This window comes from Sphingomonas sp. 2R-10 (assembly GCF_030062225.1).
Taxonomy (GTDB): Bacteria; Pseudomonadota; Alphaproteobacteria; order Sphingomonadales; family Sphingomonadaceae; genus Sphingomonas.
The window spans coordinates 20592-41387 of record NZ_JASCXF010000032.1; the positions used below are offsets into that span (position 1 = coordinate 20592).

At 65.9% G+C, this 20796-nt stretch carries 18 protein-coding genes and 1 pseudogene; 5 read left to right on the forward strand and 14 right to left on the reverse strand.

Translation table 11 applies throughout. The annotated features are described in order from the left end of the window. Nucleotides 1-299: 299 nt before the first annotated feature. Nucleotides 300-485 carry a hypothetical protein gene (locus tag QLH51_RS14730; protein ID WP_125660676.1) on the forward strand — a complete coding sequence of 62 codons (186 nt, stop codon included), beginning with the start codon at nt 300-302 and terminating at the stop codon, nt 483-485. 231 nt (nt 486-716) lie between these two features. Here QLH51_RS14730 and QLH51_RS14735 read toward each other — a convergent pair whose 3' ends face one another. The 8 genes and pseudogenes from QLH51_RS14735 to QLH51_RS14770 form a co-directional block, all read right to left on the reverse strand. Next, on the reverse strand, nt 717-1652 hold the full coding sequence (locus QLH51_RS14735; RefSeq protein ID WP_125660680.1) for a glycerophosphodiester phosphodiesterase family protein: 936 nt from the start codon (nt 1650-1652) through the stop codon (nt 717-719). A gap of 16 nt (nt 1653-1668) precedes the next feature. After that, nucleotides 1669-4443 (reverse strand): TonB-dependent receptor, encoded by a 2775-nt coding sequence (locus QLH51_RS14740; RefSeq protein ID WP_125660683.1) that lies wholly within the window; start codon nt 4441-4443, stop codon nt 1669-1671. A 99-nt stretch (nt 4444-4542) separates the two neighbouring features. Beyond that, nucleotides 4543-5661, reverse strand: coding sequence for an ROK family protein (locus QLH51_RS14745; RefSeq protein ID WP_206429200.1), 1119 nt, complete (start codon nt 5659-5661; stop codon nt 4543-4545). 115 nt (nt 5662-5776) lie between these two features. After that, nucleotides 5777-6172: a hypothetical protein gene (locus QLH51_RS14750; RefSeq protein ID WP_125660689.1), complete on the reverse strand. Its 396-nt coding sequence runs from the start codon at nt 6170-6172 to the stop codon at nt 5777-5779. Nucleotides 6173-6313: 141 nt separating this feature from the next. After that, a complete protein-coding gene (locus QLH51_RS14755; RefSeq protein ID WP_241217966.1) occupies nt 6314-6937 on the reverse strand; it encodes an ABC transporter ATP-binding protein in 624 nt (207 codons plus the stop codon). 234 nt (nt 6938-7171) lie between these two features. After that, nucleotides 7172-7282, reverse strand: a pseudogene (locus QLH51_RS14760) (2Fe-2S iron-sulfur cluster-binding protein); the annotation flags it as partial. A 410-nt stretch (nt 7283-7692) separates the two neighbouring features. After that, nucleotides 7693-8037 (reverse strand): EthD domain-containing protein, encoded by a 345-nt coding sequence (locus QLH51_RS14765; protein WP_164516202.1) that lies wholly within the window; start codon nt 8035-8037, stop codon nt 7693-7695. Between the two features lie 46 nt (nt 8038-8083). Beyond that, nucleotides 8084-9067 carry an aldo/keto reductase gene (locus QLH51_RS14770; protein WP_125660695.1) on the reverse strand — a complete coding sequence of 328 codons (984 nt, stop codon included), beginning with the start codon at nt 9065-9067 and terminating at the stop codon, nt 8084-8086. 174 nt (nt 9068-9241) lie between these two features. Here QLH51_RS14770 and QLH51_RS14775 point away from each other — a divergent pair, with 174 nt between their 5' ends. The 3 genes from QLH51_RS14775 (at nt 9242) to QLH51_RS14785 (ending at nt 13620) form a co-directional block, all read left to right on the forward strand. Then, the gene (locus QLH51_RS14775) at nt 9242-10135 is read left to right on the forward strand and encodes a LysR family transcriptional regulator (protein ID WP_125660698.1); all 894 of its coding nucleotides are present in this window, start codon (nt 9242-9244) and stop codon (nt 10133-10135) included. Nucleotides 10136-10598: 463 nt separating this feature from the next. Further along, complete coding sequence (locus QLH51_RS14780; protein WP_283514631.1) at nt 10599-12176, forward strand: carboxylesterase/lipase family protein; 1578 nt, start codon at nt 10599-10601, stop codon at nt 12174-12176. A gap of 445 nt (nt 12177-12621) precedes the next feature. Continuing rightward, nucleotides 12622-13620 carry a quinone oxidoreductase family protein gene (locus QLH51_RS14785; RefSeq protein ID WP_164516204.1) on the forward strand — a complete coding sequence of 333 codons (999 nt, stop codon included), beginning with the start codon at nt 12622-12624 and terminating at the stop codon, nt 13618-13620. A gap of 238 nt (nt 13621-13858) precedes the next feature. Here the strand turns inward: QLH51_RS14785 and QLH51_RS14790 are convergent, their stop codons facing one another. Together QLH51_RS14790 and QLH51_RS14795 are read right to left on the reverse strand one after the other, a co-directional pair. After that, entirely contained in the window at nt 13859-14608 is a 750-nt protein-coding gene (locus tag QLH51_RS14790) for an SDR family oxidoreductase (protein ID WP_125660707.1), read from the reverse strand. 152 nt (nt 14609-14760) lie between these two features. Continuing rightward, nucleotides 14761-15747, reverse strand: coding sequence for a hypothetical protein (locus tag QLH51_RS14795; protein ID WP_125660710.1), 987 nt, complete (start codon nt 15745-15747; stop codon nt 14761-14763). Between QLH51_RS14795 and QLH51_RS14800 the strand changes: the two genes are divergently transcribed. Next, complete coding sequence (locus tag QLH51_RS14800; RefSeq protein ID WP_283514632.1) at nt 15746-16861, forward strand: AraC family transcriptional regulator; 1116 nt, start codon at nt 15746-15748, stop codon at nt 16859-16861. The two genes, QLH51_RS14795 and QLH51_RS14800, sit on opposite strands and share 2 nt — an antisense overlap. 77 nt (nt 16862-16938) lie before the next feature. On the opposite strand, the gene QLH51_RS14805 is transcribed toward QLH51_RS14800, so the two are convergent. From QLH51_RS14805 to hutG, 4 genes are all read right to left on the reverse strand, one after another. Then, nucleotides 16939-17676, reverse strand: coding sequence for a UTRA domain-containing protein (locus tag QLH51_RS14805; RefSeq protein WP_206429203.1), 738 nt, complete (start codon nt 17674-17676; stop codon nt 16939-16941). A gap of 77 nt (nt 17677-17753) precedes the next feature. After that, nucleotides 17754-18317, reverse strand: a complete 564-nt coding sequence (locus QLH51_RS14810) for a HutD/Ves family protein (protein ID WP_164516205.1) — start codon at nt 18315-18317, stop codon at nt 17754-17756. Next, a complete protein-coding gene (gene hutU, locus QLH51_RS14815) occupies nt 18314-19978 on the reverse strand; it encodes a urocanate hydratase (RefSeq protein ID WP_125660716.1) in 1665 nt (554 codons plus the stop codon). The genes QLH51_RS14810 and hutU overlap by 4 nt, the downstream gene beginning before the upstream one ends. Continuing rightward, entirely contained in the window at nt 19975-20796 is an 822-nt protein-coding gene (gene hutG, locus QLH51_RS14820; protein ID WP_125660719.1) for an N-formylglutamate deformylase, read from the reverse strand. Before hutG ends, hutU begins: the two co-directional genes overlap by 4 nt.

The window sequence follows — 20796 nt, forward strand, 5'->3', positions numbered from 1 at the left end:
GATGAGCCGTTCTGACGACAGCGTTGACGTAGCGATTGGGTCGACGGCTGGGATGGGCTTGATCGGCGGAGACCGTTCCTCGAACATGTCGACTGGAACCAAGCTGCCCGCTTTCAGTCATTCCGCCGCCGGGTACATCCGGGCGACATCGAGCCAACAGTTGCCGGGTAGGGCTTCCGGGCTGTCGTCCATCGGAAGGGCGGCGGCGAGGGGAAAGTCGGTGTTGAGGACGTGCCGGGCGGTGTCCTGCGGCCACCAGACAAGCCCAGCGTGGGCCCGCGCGCCCAGAGACCCTGCGAATGCCGGGTGCAGCTGAAGTCGTCGACGATGAACCTTTCCCGCTCGGGCGAGATTTCATCCGCGACGTTCTGCGCGGCGATCCGGGCTTCGGTCGCCGCCGTCTCCTGCTCGAGTTCGGCATGGGCACGGACGAAGAGCGTCTGGCCTTCGCCGGATCGCGCGTCCTGAGCGGGCGACGCACCTGACGCCGGCCCGGCTCATCCCGCAGATGCGGCGGCAGTTCCTTGCGGCGATGGTGGATGCCGGTGCGGGGATGTCGCCGGGGTGCGATCATCTGCACCATGCGCTTCCATGTAATGCACGCCGGAAAGTAGCTATATTATCGATAAATTGGCGACATCTATAAGTCGTCATCATGAGACTATTGGATAATCGCAATGGCAGGCTCGAGGATAAACTGAAAATCTGCCGCGCAGCTATTTTCGGGTACTGCCTGCGGCGTGATAGCGCAGCAGCGCTTCGGGCTCGTCGGTCTGGATCATCGTGATGCCCGACCGGTAGAGCCGGCCCCACACCGCATCGGGATCGCGCAGCGCATCCACGTCGCCGCCGACGCCGGCGATGAAGCCGTCCCACAGCGAATTGACCCACAGCCGCCCGCCCGTCGCCCGGACGCGCGCGACGATGGCGGGCACCGCGGCGGCGGGCGTGCGCGGGAGTTCGTAACCGATCGGCCGGCGCGCGCCCGATGCCTGGCGATCGACCACCGCGGGAAGGTCGGTGCCCGTACCGTCGCCGCTGGCGATCATCGGCATGAACGGAACGCGGTCGAACGGTGCCATCGCGGCGAGCGGTGCAGACCCGGTGCCGGCCGATACCTTGACGATCACCCGGTCCGCCGCGCCGAGGCGCACCGCCATGTCGATCACCTCGGCATAGATGGCGTCCTTCACGTCGAGGTTGAGGACGATCCGCCCCTTCGCCAGCGCCAGCATCTCCGCCAGCGTCAGCACGCTCTGGTCGGTCGGTGCGGCTTCCGCTCCGCCCTCGTTCGCGCGCAGGTGAAGCGCCTTCAGCTGGGCGAGCGTCAGTTGCGCCACCGCGCCCTTGCCATCGGTCGTCCGATCGACCGTGGCGTCGTGCATAATGACCAGATGCCCGTCACGGGTCTTGCGGACGTCGGTTTCCATCACGTCGACCCCCAGCGTCGCGCAGTGATCGAGCGCGCGCGCAGAGTTTTCCGGCGCGGACGGCAGCCCGTGGTGCGGCGCCGGTTGATGGCAACCGCGATGGGCGATGACGATCAGACCGGCTTGCGGGTCGCGGATGCGCCGCATCGTGTCGACCGGATCGGTGGCATGCGCTGGCGCGGTGACCGCGGCGAGGCCCAGCAGGGCGGCGAGTGTTCGCATGGTAAGGAAATCCGATTCAGAAACGGGGCGTGAAGCGCACGCCGAGCCAGAAGGTGGTCGGGACCGAATAGCTGTCCTTCAGCAGGTTGCGTCCCGGCCCGGTCAGGCTGGTCAGCCGTTCGTGCGTGACGTTCGCGACCTGCCCGACCACCGCGACGCCGCTCGACAGCGTATAGGACGCGCTGAGATCGACCTGCTGGCGCGGTGCCCAGTACAGGTCCTGCCACGGGGTGTTGGTGACGATCGAGCGCAGCGCGCGGCCCTTGCGCACATAGGCGGCGCGCAGTTCGAGCCCGCCGTCCGAATAGAATAGCGAGGCGTTGACGATATAGTCGGGCTGGCCGACCAGCCGGTCGGTGCGGCGGACCGCGCCCGCAGTGCCGAACGGCACGTCGATGAAGCCGTCGAGCCAGGAGGCATTGGCACTGAACCCGACACCCTTCAGCAACGGATCGACGAAGCCGAGCGAGTTGACCACCGCATTGGCCTCGACCCCCCTGATCCCCGCCTTCGACGCATTGTCCGGCCGACTGACCAGCGCGTTGGCATAGGTGACGCCATCGAAGGCGAAGCCGGTCGATCCGACGTTGAAGATCTCATCCCGGATGTTCTTGTAGAAGGCAGCGAGCGACAGGATGCCGCCGTAGCGGCTCGACAGTTCGTAATCGAAGGCGACGTCGATGTTGGTCGAACGGCGCGGCCTGATGTCCGGGTTGCCGATCGTGACCGTCACGTCGGTGGCGTTCGGATTGCCCTCATCCTGCGCGTTGCGGAACCCGATCGAGGTGCGCGCGGCATAGCTGTCATAGGCCGGACGCCCGATCGTCTGGCTCGCGCCGAAGCGCAGGTCGATCTGCGGCGTGGCGTGCCAGGTGGCGATCGCCGACGGCAGGACATAGGTGTATTTCGAGCTGGTCGCGAACGGCCGGAATGTCCCCGCCGCCCGCAGCCGTCCGACCGTATCCTGGTCGGTATGGTCGAGCCTCAGCCCCGCTTCCGCGGTGAAGGCGTCGGTGCGGTAGCCGGCGAGCGCATAGGCGCCGACGATCTTCTCGACATGCTCGAAATCGTCCTGGTTGTTGTAATTGGACTGGTTGGTCGAATTGAACGCGCTGGCCGGCAGCGTGCCGATGTCGCCCAGCGCCTTCGCCGGGTCGATCGTCAGCAGGAACAGCCCGTTGGAATAGCGCAGCGGCGCGCCCGTCGGCCCGAGCGCGGTGGCGAGTGTCAGCGTCCGCGCGCCGCTGGTATTGGGCGACAGGTCGATGCGATCGAGATTGAAACTCGGCCGGTCGTCGGTGTAGCTTCCACCGAGCGCGAAGCCGACGCCATCCGCATCGCGACCGCGGTTCCAGGCATAGTCGATCCGCCCGGTCAGAACCTCGTTCTCCGCCCGGCGACGGTTGAACGGCCGGTAATAGTACAGGCCGTAATTCTGCAGATTGTAGAAGGCGGCGGGGTCCACGTTGAAACTGTGGTCCAGGTTGCCGGTGTCGTAGGTGATCGCATAATCGCGCGTCGGGGTGATCGACGGCCCGGCAATTCCCGGCGCGGGACGATTGGTGCCGGTGATGTACTTTATCATCTGGAACTGTTCGTCATAGGTCGCCCGCGACGCACCGAACCGCGCCGATAGTTGCTGCCGGTCGTCGGGTCGCCAGTCGATCCCGGCCTGCGTTAGCGCGGTGCGGGTGACGACGTCGGAATGGGCATAGCCGACCTCGATATCGCCGACAGGGTAGAAGCCCGAGGTCGGCGTCTGGCGCTGCACCGTCGTCGTGGTGCGCGGATCGATCAGCAGCTCGTTGCGGTCGATCGCATCCTTGAAATAATAATAGCCGAGCGAGAGATAGCTGGTCAGCGTGTCCGATATCCGCGCCTCGAACTTGCCCGTCAGGCCGTAGCGGTCGCGCTTGCTCTGCACGTACCAGTATTTGTCCTGCTGCGGCACCGCGATCCCGTTGCCGAGGTTGGTTCCGGACTGGCGGATGCCGGCATCGTTGTAGAAATTATAGTGGACGCTGTCGGTCGTCATATGGGTATCGGTGTAGCTGTGCAGCGTCTGGTAATTCCCGGACAGGACGAGGCCGAACTGGCGATCCGCGCCGAAGGTCGTGCTGGCGGTGCCGCTGATCCGGGTGCCGAAATCGGGTTGCTTCGCCGGCAGGCCGGTGTCGCTGGAATGGCCGAGCGACGCCTCGCCGGTGAAGAAGGGTTTGCCACCGCCTTCGAACGCACTGCGCGTGACGATGTTGATCGCGCCGCCCACCGCATTGGGATCGAGATCGGGGGTGAAGGTCTTCACCACCTGCAACTGGCTTATCATCGACGACGGCAGGATATCTAGGCGGACGCCGCGCGTGATCGACCCCAACGTGCCGTTGGGCGTGCCCGGAGAGGCGAGTTGCAGGCCGTCGACCGTCACGTTGTTGTAGTTCGGCCCCAGCCCGCGGATGATCGGCGTCGCCGCCTCGTCGCGCGGATGTTCGTTGTCGGTCGCCGGGATCACGGACACGCCGGGGATGCGCTGCAACGCCTCGACGATCGTGGCGTCGGGCAGCGCCCGCACGTCGGTCGCGCCGATCGCATCGACGATGTTGGTCGCATCGCGCTTGGCCCGGATCGCAACGTTGTTCGCGCGGCGTACCCCCGTCACGACGATGTCGCCGCCTTCGGCTGCGGGCCGCGCCGGCGTGGCCGGCTCGTCGGTTTGTGCGCGCGTTTGCGCGGCTGCCGTGCCGGACATGAACAGCAGACCAAGTGCAGAGCCGATGTGGAGATGATGTTTCATGATGCCCCTCAACCGGCATCGAGGACGATGCCGCTTTCATGGCGAGGGCCGCTATCCGCGTGATGTGACCGATTTAGTTATTTCCGGAGAAATAAAGAATTATCTGGCGGTCAGCGCGTGGATGGGGAGGAGCGCCGCACCGATCGCGACCGCAGCGCTGCCCAGGCGCGAAGTTCGCAGGCTTGGGCTGGCGACCGATAGGTGGTGCGGCATGGGGTGCCGCCCAAGTCTATCTGTCAGCGTGTCGAGGACGGCCAGCGGCAGCGCGCCGGATATCACGATCGTCTCCGGGTCCAGCCAGGCAGCCCCCGCGACCAGTACCGGGTGCAGTTGGTCCGCGGCCCGGGTACACCAGGTATCGATCAGCGGTGCCTGTCGATCGAGGCACTGGTCGATATCGGCCAGCGACTGGATATCCTCGCCCGCCGCCTGCAACGCCGCAAGCAGGTCGATACCGGATGGTCGCGGCCCATCCATGGGAAATACCAGCCCGATCTCCCCTGCATTGCCGTGATCGCCCCGAAACAGATCACGGTTCAGAATCGCACCCGCCGCGACGCCGTGGCCGATGGAGACAACCAGCGCCGACCGCGTTGCGGATGCCAGATCACCGTCGTAGAATTCGGCGAGCGCGGCGAGGGTGGCGTCGTTCTCGACCCAGACCGCTTCGCCCAGTTCCGCTGAAAACAGTTCGGGCAGATCGACGTCGCGCCATCCGCGCAACCGGCTCACCGCCATGCGATGGCCCGGCCCGTCGATGGTCGATGGCCCCGTCGCGGCGATGCCGATGCCGAGGAAACGCGCACGGCGAATCTCGCTTCGCGATTCCAGCACCGCGATGCGATTGCGCAGCACCGTCGCGAACAGCCGCGGGTCGGGACTGTCGAAATCCTCGATGTGCCGTCCGATCGGCCGGCCTGCGAAGTCCACCAGCACGACCTCCATCCATCCCGGGTGCAGCGTCGCCCCGACCGCGTAGCATCCGCCGGGATCGAGTTCGAGCGGGATAGTCGGTCGCCCGCGCGGGCCGGGTTCGTTCGCCCCGGCCTCCCGGACAAGCCCCAGCGTCAGCAACTCGCGGCTGATCCGCGTCATCGCACCGTTATGGATGCCGAGCCTTGCCGCCAGCGCTGTACGCGGCACCGGTCCGCCGATGCGCAGGTTCCAGATGATGCGCTTCTGTTCGTCGTGGAGTTGAAAGGCGGGTCTGGGCTTCACGTTGCAATTCCCGAATCGCCCGGACCTGACGGATCGTGCCGCGCAGCATTGGTCGATGCAACCCGGCGGTCGAATATCCAGCATCCGGAACCAATCGGACTACGCCGGGAACAGGTCAGTGCCACGTTCCTGCCGTCGGCGTGGCCCTCCAGATACTCGATTTGTTCGCATCGATGCTGAGCTGACGCGCTGCCGGGCCCAGCAGAACCACAGTCTTGTCGAGATTGCGCTGCGTAGGGCCGCTGCCCCGCTGTTCCCATCGATCGAACCAGGGATGATCGCGGTATTCCACATCGTGTCGCAACGGTGCGATGTCGATGTGCGACCGTACGGCTTCTGCGCATGCGATGCGCGGTATTGCGGGAGGTGAGCGTCGACGCGAAGGCGTTTCGCGCACCGGGAGCAGGCACGCGAAATCGACCGCTCCCGCGTGGAACGAGAATTGCGGGATGTCGGTCGGCAGGCTGTGCATGCTCTGGTGAAGCTCACGCAGCCCGGTCTTTTCCGTCATCGATCGTTTGCCTCTCGTGCTGGCCGCTCACGGATATGGGCCGGCGGCAGTGTCTGTTCGAGAGGTGAGGGGGCGCGGCCGGACCTTTCTCGTTCGGTATCAAAGAACGAGTACGGGCCGGCATGCATTGTCCCACCTGGATTAGACGATAACTGCCGAACCCGCTGTTCCCGCCTGCCGCTCGAACAGGCGACGGTAATGCCCGCCGTCGGCTCGCAGGAGAGCGTCATGCGTGCCGTCCTCGACGATCCGTCCATTCGCGAACACGAGGATTCGATCGAGCGCCCGGACGGTTGAAAGCCGGTGCGCGATGACGATCGCGGTGCGGTTCACCATCAGCCGCTCCATGGCCTGCTGGATCGCCCCCTCGGACTCGGAATCGAGGCTGGAAGTGGCCTCGTCGAGGATCAGGATCGGTGCATCGGCGAGGAAGGCGCGGGCAATGGCAACGCGCTGACGTTCGCCACCTGACAGCTTTACCCCGCGCTCGCCGACCGGGGTGCGATATCCCTTGGGCAGCCCCATGATGAAGTCGTGCGCATTGGCTAGCCGTGCCGCCTCCTCGATCTCCGCCTGGGTCGCATCGCCGCGGCCATAGCCGATGTTCTCGGCAAGCGTCCGGTGGAACAGCACCGGCTCCTGTGGCACGATCGCGACCTGCCGGCGCAGCGAGGCTTGCGTCGCGTGCGCCACGTCCTGCCCGTTGATCGTCACACGGCTGGTATAGAGCGGCACGAACACCTCGGTCAGGGTGGCGAGCAGCATCGCCGTGGCACAGGCAACCGCCAGCAGCGGCGCGCGCGCCCAGAGCCGGAAGGTGAACGCCAGCACCTTGCGCAGCACAAATCCTCCTTCAGCGCCGTCGCGAGGCCTTTGCGGTCCTTTCAGGAAACGAAATCCATCGAATTCCTGAGCAGGTGGACGATGCAGGTCTGGACGATCGCGTTCGCTATGAGGTCGGTCTAAACGTGGCTCGGGGGCCCCTGCCTTGATCTCGGCCAGAACCGCGATCGCCGAGCAGATCTGCCCGGGCGTGCAACATCCGCACTGATATCCGTCACGTTTGACGAAAGCAGCCTGCATCGGATGCAGTTTGTCTGACGTTCCCAAGCCTTCGATCGTCGTGATCGCATCGCCCTGACCGGTTCGAGCCAGGTCACCGACGTGCCGTCAAGCGCTTCCAACACGGCGACATGCGTCATCGCCGTATCGCGAGCCGCACCATGCCAGTGTTTGACGCCCGACGAGATGAAGACGGTATCGCCCGTCGCGATCGGCTTTGCAGCCTCGGCGAACACCACTTCGTTGGTGAGCTGAGCGAGCTTGGGTGCGATCGGCGCGAGCGTCTTTTCAACGGTCGCGGCACGTGCGCCATCGGAGCCGGGAGCGGCGCCGTGGCCCGGGGGATCGCTGCGAGCGATTGCAGATCGACATGTCGTGCGGCGAATACCTTCTCGACCTCATTCAAGGCCGAGACGGCGTTTGGCCATCCGGCGTAGAAGGTTAGCTGCGTCACCACACTACTCGAAGACGGCTATCTCGTTGGTGATCAGCAGTTCGGTCTTCTCACCGTCAATAAAGCCTTCTTCGTCCGGGCTGATCGATTCGATGTAGTCAGACGACGCAAAGAACGCCTTCACGTCATCCACGCTGTCGAACCAAACCTCGGCGATACCGTCAAATTTCGAGGATGGTGTAACAGGCAGCGTGTCGCCGGTTGGATGGCTTTGGAGGTATCGACGCATATATTTCCGCGCTGATGGCGGCGCTTTGACAGTATCCAAATGCTTTGTCCGCCAATGTTCGGCGAACTCATCATGCGTAAGGCCTTCCTTGCGGACGATCAGAATGTTCAGCTTTATCACCACATTTCCTTCAAGATTGCCTCATGAAGGCCAGCCGGATCTTCGTTCAGCGGTCGATCAGATTCATGCCCTGCTCCGCGTACCGCGCGCCCTGAACAGGCACATCGGACAGGATGGCATCAAGTTTTTGCAGGTCGTCAGCGGTCAGTTCGACATCGGCACCGCCGACATTTTCCTGGAGCCGATGGAGCTTGGTCGTGCCGGGGATCGGCACGATCCATGGCTTTTGCGACAGCAACCATGCGAGAGCGACCTGCGCCGGGGTCATGCCTTTGGCCTCTGCCAGCGTCCCGACCTGTTCGGCCAGCTTCTGGTTCGCTGCACGCGCCTCTGCCTGAAAGCGGGGTAACGTGTTGCGAATGTCACCCTCGGCGAAACTGGTTGTCGTATCGATCTTGCCCGTCAGGAAGCCCTTGCCCAAGGGGCTAAACGGCACGAAGCCGATGCCCAGTTCATCAAGGACGGGCAGAACCTGCGCTTCTGGATCGCGCGTGAACATCGAGTATTCGCTTTGGAGCGCCGCTACCGGTTGCACGGCATGGGCGCGCCGGATCGTCTGAACGCCTGCCTCCGACAGACCGAAATGCTTCACTTTGCCTTCTGCGATGAGGTCGCGGACTGCGCCGGCGACCTCTTCGATCGGCACCTCGGGGTCGACGCGGTGCTGATAGAAGAGGTCGATCCTATCGGTCTTCAGCCGCTGCAACGACTGATCGGCCACGAAGCGGATGCGCTCGGGGCGGCTGTCGAGCAGGCCCGAGCGCGCATCGCCATCCTTCCAGCCGAACTTGGTAGCGATCACGACCTGATCGCGGAACGGTGCAACGGCCTCCCCCAGCAATTCCTCATTCTCAGCGCCGTAAGCTTCGGCTGTATCGAAGAAGGTTACGCCCAGATCATGAGCAGTACGGATAAGCGCGAGCGCGTCACGGCGCTCGGTGGCGGGGCCATAGCCGAACGACAAACCCATACAGCCGAGGCCAAGGGCCGATACCTCGAGTCCGTTCGTGCCAAGCGAGCGCGTATCCATCTCTTTTCCTTTCGCGTCAGTATCGGGGCGTGCTGCAGAAATCCGATGTAGGGTCACGAACGCCACCTTCCCGTTGTGGTCAGTTGGCTTCCAACCGCCGCTCGACATGTGGCCTTCGGGCTTCCCTACGATTAGATGCGATAATCGGCATGTCCTTAGAAGGATTGTTTCTTAATGCCTCAGGCCAAGCTCGACGACCTGGAGGTCCTGCTGACGGTTGCGCGCGAAGGCAGCTTCACGCGTGCCGCAGCCCTGCTCGGCGTATCGCAATCGGCGCTCAGCCAGACAGTGCGAGCGCTTGAAGCGCGGATCGGCATTCGCCTGCTCGACCGCACGACGCGCAGCGTGGCGCCGACCGAGGCAGGTGCCCGGCTGCTCGAACGGGTTTCACCCAGGCTCGAGGAAATCCGCGCCGAGATCGCGGCGCTCAGTGCGCTGAAGGAAACACCTGCGGGCACGATCCGCATCACGGCCGACGAGCATGGCGCGAGAACGGCCGTCTGGCCGCGGCTTGCCCCCTTGCTGAAGGCCTATCCGGACCTGAATGTCGAGATCGTCACGGACTATGGCCTGACCGACATCGTCGCCGAGCGCTACGACGCCGGCGTTCGATTGGGCGAACTGGTTGCCAAGGACATGATCGCCGTGCCGATCGGCCCCGAACAGCGCATGATTGTCGTCGCGGCACCTGCCTATTTGCAGGACAGGGCGGCACCGACCACTCCGCAAGATCTCCTGGCACACGCCTGCATCAACATCCGCCTGCCCACCCATGGCGGCCTGTATGCATGGGAGTTCGAAAAGGACGGTCACGAGGTCAAGGTTCGCGTCGAGGGCCAATGCGTGTTCAACACGCTGGCGTTGATTCTGGAGGCGACGCTGGAAGGTTTGGGATTCGCGTTCCTACCGCAGGAGGCGGCGCAGCCGCATCTGGCAGCGGGAACGCTCTGCATGGTGCTGGAAGACTGGTGCCCCGCCTACCCGGGATATCACCTCTTCTACTCCAGCCGGCGTCAGCCCTCGGCAGCGTTCGCGCTCGTGGTTGATACGCTGCGCTACCGGGCCTGACCGGGTACTGATAAGCGCTTCTAATAGGAGCATGCCGAACTTGGCGTCTAATCCCTCGAGCGTCCGGGGCCTACCTTTGTAACGCGGTCAGGCCATCCGCCATGACAGTGCAGCAAAAGGGGTCTTCGATGCGCGAACCGAATTCCGAGCAAGCCGATGGCCCAGGCAGGCGCGAGCTGATGCGGACCGGCGCGGTGGGGTCATTGCTTGGTCTTGTGACAGCAGCAGGTGCTGCTCCGGCTGCCGCTCATTGGCAGTCGGTCGGCCCGGACAGAAGCGGCTGCGTTGCGCGAACTTGAACTAGCCGGTGCTGTACCGACCTCGGTGCTCAGCCTGACGACCCGGGTTGCACCGGACTTCGCTCATCCGCCAGGCTCCGAAACCCTCGCCGCGCTCGAGCCGATCCTGAAACAATGAGCCGGCTCACCCGCCGGCGTACGGGACAAACCCCATGCCTTTGATGATGACCGTGCGACACACCGTGGCCGCTGCCCTTGCTTCGCTGAGCCTGCTCGGCGCCGGGCCCGTTGACGCACAGCCGGCCCTGGATGTCACGACTGCCCAAGGTCCACTGTCAGGCGTCGCCACCGATGATCTGCAAAGCTGGCTCGGCATTCCGTTTGCGGCCCCGCCGGTTGGCGCTCTGCGCTGGCAGCCGCCTCGGCCGATGAAGGCCTGGACCGCGGTTCGCAAGGCGAACACCGTGGCGTCGAGTTGCGCGCAGAACGCCGATCTCGGCGTGTTCGCACGCGCCGGGGGCAGCGAGGACTGCCTGTACCTCAACGTCTACCGCAGCGCATCCGCGGCGCACGCGGGCCGGAAGCTGCCGGTGTTCGTCTGGATCCACGGCGGGGCGATGCAGGTGGGTCAGGGGGCGGATTACGACGCGACCAAGCTGGCGCTGCGCGGCAAGGCGGTCGTCGTCACGCTCAATTATCGCCTCGGCGTGTTCGGTTTCTTCGCCCAGAAGGCACTCGACAGCGAGGGGCATCCGTCGGGCAATTACGGACTGCTGGACCAGCAGGCGGCACTGCGCTGGATCAGGCAGAACATCGCCGCTTTCGGCGGCGATCCGGCCAATGTGACGATCGCCGGCGAATCGTCGGGCGGCAACAGCGTGATGCTCCAGATCGCGTCACCGCTGGCGGCCGGTACCTTCCAGCACGCGATCGCGATGAGCGGCGCGGGCGTGATGACACGGCACCCGGCGTTCGGCGCTCCGCGGCCGCTGCCGATCGCACAGGCGCTGGGTGACAGGCTCGCAAAGGAAGTCGGCTGCGTGGCCGACACCGCCGCCTGCCTGCGCGCGCTGCCGGCCAAGCGGCTGCTCGACACCCAGACCGACTATCTCCTGAACGAGGCGATCATCGATGGCACCATCGTGCCGATGCATCCGTCGGACGCCTACCGGACGGGGCGGATCAACCCCGTCACGCTGGTCAACGGCAATACCCGTGACGAGGCGCGCTTCTTCGTCGCTCTCCCCGAACTCGCCTCGGGCAAGGCGATGAGCGCTGCCGATTATCCCGTCTGGCTGGAACGCCAATATGGTGCGGCGCTCGCCCCCAGGGTCGCTCGCGAATATCCGCTCACCCGCTATGACAGCGCGAGTGAAGCGTTCGCCGCAGCAGCGACCGACAGCATGTTCGCCTGTACGGGACTTGCCCTGAACCGTGCGCTGGCCGACAGGATTCCGGTCTACGCCTATGAATTCAGCGACGGCACCGCGCCCACCTATGTCGGCCCGACCACCTTTCCGTTGCTGGCGTCGCACACCTACGAGCTGGCTTACATCTTCCCCGGCTTCCGGGGTGGTGCCGACGTGACGGTAAAGCTCAACCCGTTGCAGGAAAAGCTGTCGGACCAGATGGTGGACTATTTCGCGCACGTCAGCGACCTCGCGTCCCGGCCGGAATGGCGGCGCTTCGACGCGAAAAGCGACGAGGTGATGACCTTCAAGCTTCCTGGTGCCGAGATGGTGTCGGGTCGGTTCGCGGCGTTCCACCGCTGCGGGTTCTGGGATCGCACGAACACCTACTGACCAACCCGGACAGGGGCGGGCCCAGGGTGGCATGCGGCAGATCCTGTCCGGTCACTGCACTCTCCCGCTGATCCATCCCATGCCCCCCGTGCGCTGTCCGACGCGTGTAGGGCGCCGGTCGCCGCCTCGCCGTCCCCGGTTGCGGGGACAGCGAGGCGCACGTCCTCGCACGGGGGGACAACCGCGGCGGCGGCACGCTGCTACGGCACCGAAGCCGCCACTCGGAAAGCCGCATGCCCGTCATCCCCATCATCCACCCGCGAAGGCTGCGAGCCAGCGACGGTCGCTCTGCCGGGTCCGTCGATCAGGGCAGCAAGACGTGGGTCGTGACGAGGCCGCGGGGCGGGGGCCGCCGCGCGTAGGGACCCGGCCCTTCGGCCGATGCCGCGCCACCGCTCACGTCGATCGCGACACATTCCGAACCATCGATACAGGAGACTTCCGCATGAACATGGCCGTCCGCATCCACGACCACGGTGATCGCGAACAGATGCGCTGGGAGGAGGCGCCGATCGCAGCCCCGGACGCCGGATGGGTCCAGCTTCGGCACACGGCGATCGGGGTGAACTTCTCCGACGTCAATGTCCGCCGCGGCGGCTTCTACCCGGGGCATCGACCTGGCTTCCCGCTGACGCTGGGGAACGAGGCGGCGGGGGTGGTCGAATTGGTGGGAACCGGCGTCACCGACGTCGCGGTCACCGACCGCGTCGCCTATGCGGGTCTGCTCGGCCAGTTCTTCGAAGACACCGGTGCCTATACGCAGCGTCGCAACGTGCCCGCCGCGCGACTGGTGGCCATCCCCGACGCCGTGACCGATCAGCAGGCTGCGGCCATGCTGATGAAAGGCTGCACGGCATCGCTGATCATCAACCGCCTGGGCCGACCTCAAAAGGGCGACGTCGTGCTGATCCACACCGTCGCCAGCGGCGTCGGTTCGATCCTGTGCCAATGGGCGCACCATCTGGGCGCGACGGTGATCGGCACGGCAGGATCGACGGCCAAGGCCGGCATCGGTCGAGCCAACGGCTGCGCGCACGTCATCCTCTACCGGGAGACGGGCTTCGTCGCGGCCGTGCGTGCGCTGGCCCCGCAGGGGATCGACCTCGTCCTCGACGGGGTGGGCAAGGATACGTTTCTCGACTCGCTGGATCTGCTCAGGCCGTTCGGACGGGCGGTCAACTACGGCAATGCTTCGGGCAACGTTCCCCCGTTCGACATCATGAAGCTGGCGGTGAAATCCATCACCGTCGCGCGCGCCGGCGTGACCGGTCACATCGCCGACACCACCGCGTTCCGCCAGGTCGCCGGGGAGTTGTTTGCGTTGGTCGCCGCCGGGGCGATCCATCCGGCGATCGGCCAGACCTACGAGCTTCGTGACGCGTCAGAGGCGCACCGCGACTTGGAGGAAGCACGCCATTCGGGATCGCTGCTGCTATTGCCCTGACGCGCGACGGCCCTCGATCGCAGCGTCTGTCGGGCGTCGATATGCTGGCTGTATTCAGCACAAGCCGGGCTGCGAATTGAAACGGGCATGGCGAGCATCGACCCGTGACGACCGCGTGAAGACCTGCCCGATGGTCGCCAGCCGTGAGATCGGATCGATTTCGCCAGGTATCGCGACCGGTGAACCGACCGCCCCCTTCCGGGGCAGTCGGTTCGTGCCGATCCGGAAACCGGTGCGGTCAGACCTGTCCCAGACCACCGTCGACGGGCAGGTCGACGCCGGTGACGAACGAGCTGTCGTCGCTGGCGAGGAACAGCGCGACGGTCGCGGCTTCCTCCGGTCGGCCGACGCGGCGCATCGGCATGTTGGCGAGCATCGCCGGCAATCCCTCCCGGATCGCTTCCTCGGGCACGCCCAGCTTGGCGAAGATCGGCGTCTCGATCAGCCCGGGGCTGAGCGAGTTGACGCGGATCCGGCGATCCTTGAGGTCGGTCGTCCAGGTGCGCGCGAACGACCGCACCGCGGCCTTGGTCGCAGCGTAGACGGAGTGCATCGGGGTGCCCCGCTTTTGCGCGATCGATGCGTTGAGGATGATCGACGCGCCGTCGACGAGCAGCGGCAGCGCCTTCTGCACGGTGAAGAACACGCCGCGGACGTTGGCGGCGAACTGGGTATCGAAGTCCTCGACCGTCACCGCCGCGAACGGCGCCATGTTGTTCACGCCGGCATTGGCGAAGATCACGTCGATCCGGCCGAACCGCTCGCCCACCTCGGCATAGAGGGCATCGAGCGCAGCCAGGTCGGACACGTCGGCGACGATCGCCACCGCATTCTCGCCGATGTCGGCGGCTGCGGCATCGAGCGTCTCGCGGTTGCGGCCGACGATGACGACGGTCGCGCCTTCCTGGGCGAACAAGCGGGCCGAGGCGAGGCCGATGCCGCTGCCGCCGCCGGTGACGACGGCGATCTTGCCGGTGAGTTTAGCCATGTCGATAGTCTCCTTATGGATTGATGGATGCTATCTGGCGTGGCTTGTCGGGATGATCCATTACTGTGAGTGCTGCATTCCTAACCAATCGTCCGAGATTGCCCACCTCACCCGGATCCGCCACGAAAGAGAGGTCCGATGATCCGGTGATCTCACCCGACGGCTTCGCGCAATTGAGTGGCATGAAGGTCCATCGAATAGGGTCCGTTGGAGGTCAGCAGGCGCAGGTGAGGCTCCCAGACCACTTTGGCCGCAGCCGGATTGAGCGCCAGCCGCACGTCATAGCCCGACGCGGTCAGCGCCTCGTCGATATAATATGGCAGCCGGGTCTTCTTGCCCGGGATCTTGGGATAGTTGGTGGTCAGCGCGATCAGCTCCCCGAACTTCGACACCGTCGTCAGCTTCGCCCCCCGGAACGGATGATCGGGGACGGCGCGGGGGGCGCCGCTCGCATCGACGCGGAACGCCGCGGAGGTCATCGCGATCGGTGCGTGGCAGATCAGCGAGAGTACGACCTCATGCTCATGGGCGAGATGGATGATCTCCCCCAGCCATGGCGAATCCCGGAAATCGACCATCGGCGCGTGGCCGCCGGGGAAATGGATGAAATCGAAATCGGCGAGCGAAAGGGCGTCGTCGGGATCCCGGTGTCGTTCGACCACGGTCTTCGCCGACAGATAGTCCGGCTTCGCAAAGCCGGCCAGCGACCGCGCCGCCTCGTCGCGGAACGCAGCGACTTCGGGATCGGTGTTCGGCAGGGACTGCGATAGCGGAACGTCACCGAGATGCTGGGCGGCAAGGCGAAGTTCGGCGTCCCGTCGCGCCACGAGATCGGGGCGCCGGCGGGCGAAGGATTTCGGCGCGAGCATCTGCGACACCAACGCCGTGCTGAACCGGTCGGTCGCCATGAAGGGCAGGGACAAGCCGTTGATGTCGAGCTGGGGCTCTGTGCCGTCCGGCGTGCAGAAGGTGAATTCGTGAGTGTCGCCGAACGCCTTCAGCACCTGCGCCAGCTCGATCAGGAAGAAGCCCGTCGAGAGGGGGCGATGGCCGGCGGGTTCGCTCAAGGGGAGGTCGTGCGCCGACGAAAGGACGATCAGCGCCTTGCGTTTCGGCGAGCGTGCCGGGGTGTCGATCATGGTCCGATCCGATGCTATTGAAGTTGTCTCGATCCGCCGCACGGCTGCGCCGACTTCCCGTCCTGCCGATGTCATAGCGACGCTTGACCGGATCATCCATTACGTGGAGTACGTGGTTCATAATCCATCGTCCGAGATCCCTATGCACCCGTTCGATTCCGTCCTCAGCGCCATGCAACTGAAAAGCTCGCTCTTCGTCCGCATGCATGCGCGCGCGCCATGGGCGATGTCGTTCGACAGTGGCGGCCAGGCGCGACTGGTCGTCATCGCCAGGGGGCGAGGCTGGTTCACTCAGGACGGCTCCCCGCCGGTCGTCGTCCAGGCTGGCGACTGCCTGATCATCAAGCAGGGGATCATGGGCATATTGGGCGACAGGCCCGATCGGGAGGCCGTGCCCTGCCGGCAGATCGCCGATCATGTGACGGGTCACGCCGTGTCCTTCGGCGGGGACGGCGAGGCGTGCGAATTCTTTTCCACGCTGTTCTCGTTCGATCACGCTGCGGGTGAGCCTCTGGCCGCACTGCTGCCCGATGTCGTCCACGTCGCCATGCCGGGTGCGCAAGCGGGGCGGATGGTCTCCATCCTCGAACAGATCGGGGCCGAGGAGGCGCAGGAGTCGCTCGGCGGTTCCTATGTCGTCGGCCGACTGCTCGACGTGCTGTTCATCCAGGCGATCCGGACCTGGGCGACGTCCGAAGGCAACATGCCGGAGGGCTGGCTGGCCGGACTGACCCATCGCCAGTTGGCCGGGACGCTGCACCGGATCCATGCCGATCTGGCGCACCCCTGGACGCTGGAGCAATTGGCGCGTGACGCCGGGATGTCACGCTCCACCTTTGCGGTACTGTTCAAATCGGTCGTCGGCGTTCCGCCGCTGACCTACATCGCCACATGGCGCATCTATCGCGCGAAACTCGTCCTGATCGCCGGCCACTCGATCGCCGATGCCGCCGCACAGACCGGCTATGGGACCGACATAGCGCTCAGCCGGGCGTTCAAGGCCGCGACGGGCATGGCCCCGGGTCAGTGGCGGCGCGCCCGACAGGCAGGCGACCGCCGTGGCCCGGACCGCGATGGAGCAGCGGCACTCAGCCGAGCATCCGGCACCATCTAGCGTCAGAAGCGATCAGGATGATGACGGACAGGCCATTCATCCGGTCGGCCCGGTGCCGGGGACGCCACGTCAAGCGATCACGTCCGGGGTGTCGATGAGAATTTCGCGACCAGACTGAATTCCTCGCTGGGGAATGATTGCAAGACGTGAGTCACTTGCGCATCGTTGCGCCACGTCTTGCGTTCCAGCGCCAGACACGGCGTCGATGACGCGATCCCGAGGTGCGGGGCGTCATGGCCCGCCTTTCTGGCGGAGATGCGGTTCTCGGCCTCGGTCCACGGAATGTTTTCGAGCAGCCAGCTTCCCGGCGCGATCGTGCCGAAGTCGATCGCCTCGGCGGGCGGGACCTCTGCCAGATTGATGACCCGGCGCTCCAGTGCGAAGGGCTGGGTATCGGCCAAGTGGACGCAGAGCAACTCCAGCAGGCGCGTTCCGGGCGCTGCCTGCATGCCGATCGCGATGCCGTCGGACTTTATCGTGATCTCGCGCGTCAGCAGCTTCAGCCCATGCGTCGCACCCCGCGCCTCGATCTCGGTCCGCATGTCGGGGATGGCGAGCGCCGCCATGTCGATCCGCTGCGGGGCGACGAACGATCCCGCGCGCCGGCGCCGGACGATCAGACCAGCCGCCATGAGGCCGGACAGCGCTTTGTTCACCGTCATCCGCGAGCAGCCATAGGCGGTCATCAGTTCGTGTTCGAAGGGGATGCGGTCACCCGGCTTCAACGCGCCCGACATGATCCTGTGCTCGATATCGGCGCGGATCCGCACGTGGAGCGGGTTCGGCTTGTCGGTGATCGCGCTTCGCTCCCGCACTGATCCAGGGATGCCGTCCCGCGGCGTGGATCATGGAGCGTTGACGATAGCGTGGCGGAATGGCCGTTGCCAGCGGCTTAGGCCGAGCCCGGCGCGATCAGGATGGCGGCATGGTCGATCTTCACCATCGTCCGGCCAGTGGCGCGGATCGCACAGGCGTCGTGGGTTCCGAGCGACATGATGCGATCCTCGACGCCGACCATCGTCGCCCGGCGGGCGAACAGGATCGCCAGCGGTGCGTGCAGCACATGCGTGCCGCCCGGGACATGCGCCATCGTCGCACGTCCCCATCCGCGCCGGACCATCAGGTTCAGGTCCAGCACCGGACCATCCACCGGCGTCCCGGCGGCGGGGACGTCGCCCGGAAAGGCGTGCGGATCGCTGGCGGCGGTCAGGCGGACGGCGAGTGCGCCGGCGACGTCGAGCAGCAGGTCGCCGCGCAGGATCGCCATGACCCGGTCGGTGTCGGGAAAATGCGAGAACGGTCCCGCCCGGTCGACCGATGCTACGCTCAGCCGCCAGTCGAAATCGCCCACCCCCGCGGCGGCGGGGTGCGACAGGACCTGCCATGTCGCGCCGCCGCCGTTCCGCCACGGGCGCGCGATGCGATCGCACGCCGGCAGCGACAGGAGTTCGATCACCGCTGCGACGGCAGGTCGAGGCCCCGGTCGCGCGCGCAATCCTGTGCTATTTTGTAGCCCGCATCGGCATGGCGCATCACGCCGGTGGCAGGGTCATTCCACAACACGCGCTCCAGCCGCCGGGCGGCGGCGTCGGTGCCGTCGGCGACGATCACCATGCCCGAATGCTGCGAAAATCCCATGCCGACGCCGCCGCCGTGATGCAGCGACACCCATGTCGCGCCCGATGCGGTGTTGAGCAGCGCGTTGAGCAGCGGCCAGTCGGACACCGCATCCGACCCGTCCTGCATCGCCTCCGTCTCCCGGTTGGGGCTGGCGACGGACCCGGAATCGAGATGGTCGCGACCGATCACCACGGGCGCGCTCAACTCGCCGGACGCCACCATTTCGTTGAACGCGAGGCCCAGCCGGTGCCGGTCACCGAGCCCGACCCAGCAGATCCGCGCGGGCAGGCCCTGGAACCGGATCTTCTCGCGCGCCATGTCGAGCCAGGTGTGCAGATGCGCGTCGTCGGGCAGCAGTTCCTTCACCTTGGCGTCGGTCCTGTAGATATCCTCGGGATCGCCCGACAGCGCCACCCAGCGGAACGGCCCGATCCCCCGGCAGAACAGCGGACGGATATAGGCGGGGACGAAGCCGGGGAAATCGAATGCGTTCGTCACGCCTTCGTCCAGCGCGACCTGACGGATGTTGTTGCCGTAATCGACCGTCGGCACCCCGGCGGACTGGAAATCCAGCATCGCGCGGACATGGTCGGCCATCGACGCCTTCGCCGCGCGCGCGACCTCGGCGGGTGCGGTTTCGCGCTTCGCGATCCACTGGTCGAGTGACCAGCCGGCGGGGAGATAGCCGTTCACCGGATCGTGCGCGGAGGTCTGGTCGGTCAGCATGTCGGGGCGGATGCCGCGCCGGAACATCTCCGGCAGGATCTCCGCGGCGTTGCCGAGCAGGCCGACCGACACGGGCTTCCTGTCCGCGCAGGACCGTTCGACGATCGCCATCGCCTCGTCGATCGTCGTCGCCATCGTGTCGAGATAGCCGGTGCGCAGCCGCATCTCGATGCGCGAGGGCTGGCATTCGATCGCCAGGCACGATGCGCCCGCCATCACCGCCGCCAGCGGCTGCGCCGCGCCCATGCCGCCTAGGCCCGCGGTCAGCAGCCAGCGGCCCGACAGGTCGCCGCCATAATGCTGGCGACCCATCTCGACGAACGTCTCGTAGGTGCCCTGAACGATGCCCTGGCTGCCGATGTAGATCCACGATCCGGCGGTCATCTGGCCGTACATCGCCAGCCCCTTGCGATCCAGTTCGGCGAAATGCTCCCACGTCGCCCAGTGCGGCACCAGGTTGGAATTGGCCAGCAGGACGCGGGGCGCATCGGCATGGGTGCGGAACACGCCGACCGGCTTGCCCGACTGGATCAACAGCGTCTCGTCATCCTCCAGCCGCCGCAGCGTCTCGACGATCCGGTCATAGCTTTCCCAGTCGCGCGCGGCGCGACCGATGCCGCCGTACACCACCAGTTCCTCGGGCCGCTCGGCGACGTCGGGGTGGAGGTTGTTCATCAGCATGCGCAAGGGGGCTTCGGTGAGCCAGCTCCTGGCCGACAGCGTGGTGCCGGTGGCGGCGCGGATCACGCGGCTGTTGTCCAGGCGAGTCATGACGATCCTTTGTCGAGATGGACGTAGGAAATGCAGGCACGCAGGATCTCGTCGAGGATGACGATCATCGGCGCGGCGACGCTGAGGGAGAAGGGGGGCGGCCAGGTGCCGGGCGCGGGCGTGGCGGGTTCGGGAATATAGCCGCGCATCGCCAGTTCCATCTGGATGGCATGGACGCCCGTTTCCGGTCGTCCATAATGGCGGGTGGTCCAGCCGCCCTTGAACCGGCCGTTCAGCACATGGTCGTGGCCGCTCGCCGCGCAGATCGACTGGACCTCGCGGGCGAGTGTGCGGTCGCACGAGGCGCCGTCGTTGGTGCCGATGCTGAATTGCGGCAGGCGCCCGTCGAACAGCCGGGGGATATGGCTGCGGATCGAATGCGCGTCGTACAGGACGATATTGTCCTGCCGCGCGCGCAGGCGGGCGATCTCGGCCGCGACGGCGGCGTGATAGGGATCGAACCACGTCGCGCGCCGCTCCGCGATCTCCGCCGCGTCGGGGCCGTCGCCGCGATAGAGCGGCTCTCCGTCGAAGCTGGTGAGCGGGCACAGTCCGGTCGTCGCCTGCCCCGGATAGAGCGACGCGCCGGACGGATCGCGGTTCACGTCGATCACGCTGCGGGAAATGTCCGTGCGGATCGTCGTCGCGCCCAGCCCGTGCGCAAAGGCATAGAGCCGGTCGATCCACCAGTCCGCATCGCGGCGCGCCAGCCACGGCGACAGGAACGCGTCCGTATGGCGCGACGTCAGGTCCGTGCCGCTATGCGGGAAGGTGACGATCAACGGCGCGTCGCCGCGGCGGACGTGCAGCCAGTCCAT

Bases quoted from the DNA above. Each gene is read 5' to 3' on its own strand.
- QLH51_RS14730 (WP_125660676.1), top strand. From the start codon at position 300: ATGCCGGGTGCAGCTGAAGTCGTCGACGATGAACCTTTCCCGCTCGGG.
- QLH51_RS14735 (WP_125660680.1), bottom strand. From the start codon at position 1,652: ATGCGAACACTCGCCGCCCTGCTGGGCCTCGCCGCGGTCACCGCGCCA.
- QLH51_RS14740 (WP_125660683.1), bottom strand. From the start codon at position 4,443: ATGAAACATCATCTCCACATCGGCTCTGCACTTGGTCTGCTGTTCATG.
- QLH51_RS14750 (WP_125660689.1), bottom strand. From the start codon at position 6,172: ATGACGGAAAAGACCGGGCTGCGTGAGCTTCACCAGAGCATGCACAGC.
- QLH51_RS14755 (WP_241217966.1), bottom strand. From the start codon at position 6,937: ATGCTGCTCGCCACCCTGACCGAGGTGTTCGTGCCGCTCTATACCAGC.
- QLH51_RS14770 (WP_125660695.1), bottom strand. From the start codon at position 9,067: ATGGATACGCGCTCGCTTGGCACGAACGGACTCGAGGTATCGGCCCTT.
- QLH51_RS14775 (WP_125660698.1), top strand. From the start codon at position 9,242: ATGCCTCAGGCCAAGCTCGACGACCTGGAGGTCCTGCTGACGGTTGCG.
- QLH51_RS14780 (WP_283514631.1), top strand. From the start codon at position 10,599: ATGACCGTGCGACACACCGTGGCCGCTGCCCTTGCTTCGCTGAGCCTG.
- QLH51_RS14785 (WP_164516204.1), top strand. From the start codon at position 12,622: ATGAACATGGCCGTCCGCATCCACGACCACGGTGATCGCGAACAGATG.
- QLH51_RS14790 (WP_125660707.1), bottom strand. From the start codon at position 14,608: ATGGCTAAACTCACCGGCAAGATCGCCGTCGTCACCGGCGGCGGCAGC.
- QLH51_RS14800 (WP_283514632.1), top strand. From the start codon at position 15,746: ATGGTCCGATCCGATGCTATTGAAGTTGTCTCGATCCGCCGCACGGCT.
- QLH51_RS14795 (WP_125660710.1), bottom strand. From the start codon at position 15,747: ATGATCGACACCCCGGCACGCTCGCCGAAACGCAAGGCGCTGATCGTC.
- hutU (WP_125660716.1), bottom strand. From the start codon at position 19,978: ATGACTCGCCTGGACAACAGCCGCGTGATCCGCGCCGCCACCGGCACC.
- hutG (WP_125660719.1), bottom strand. From the start codon at position 20,796: ATGGACTGGCTGCACGTCCGCCGCGGCGACGCGCCGTTGATCGTCACC.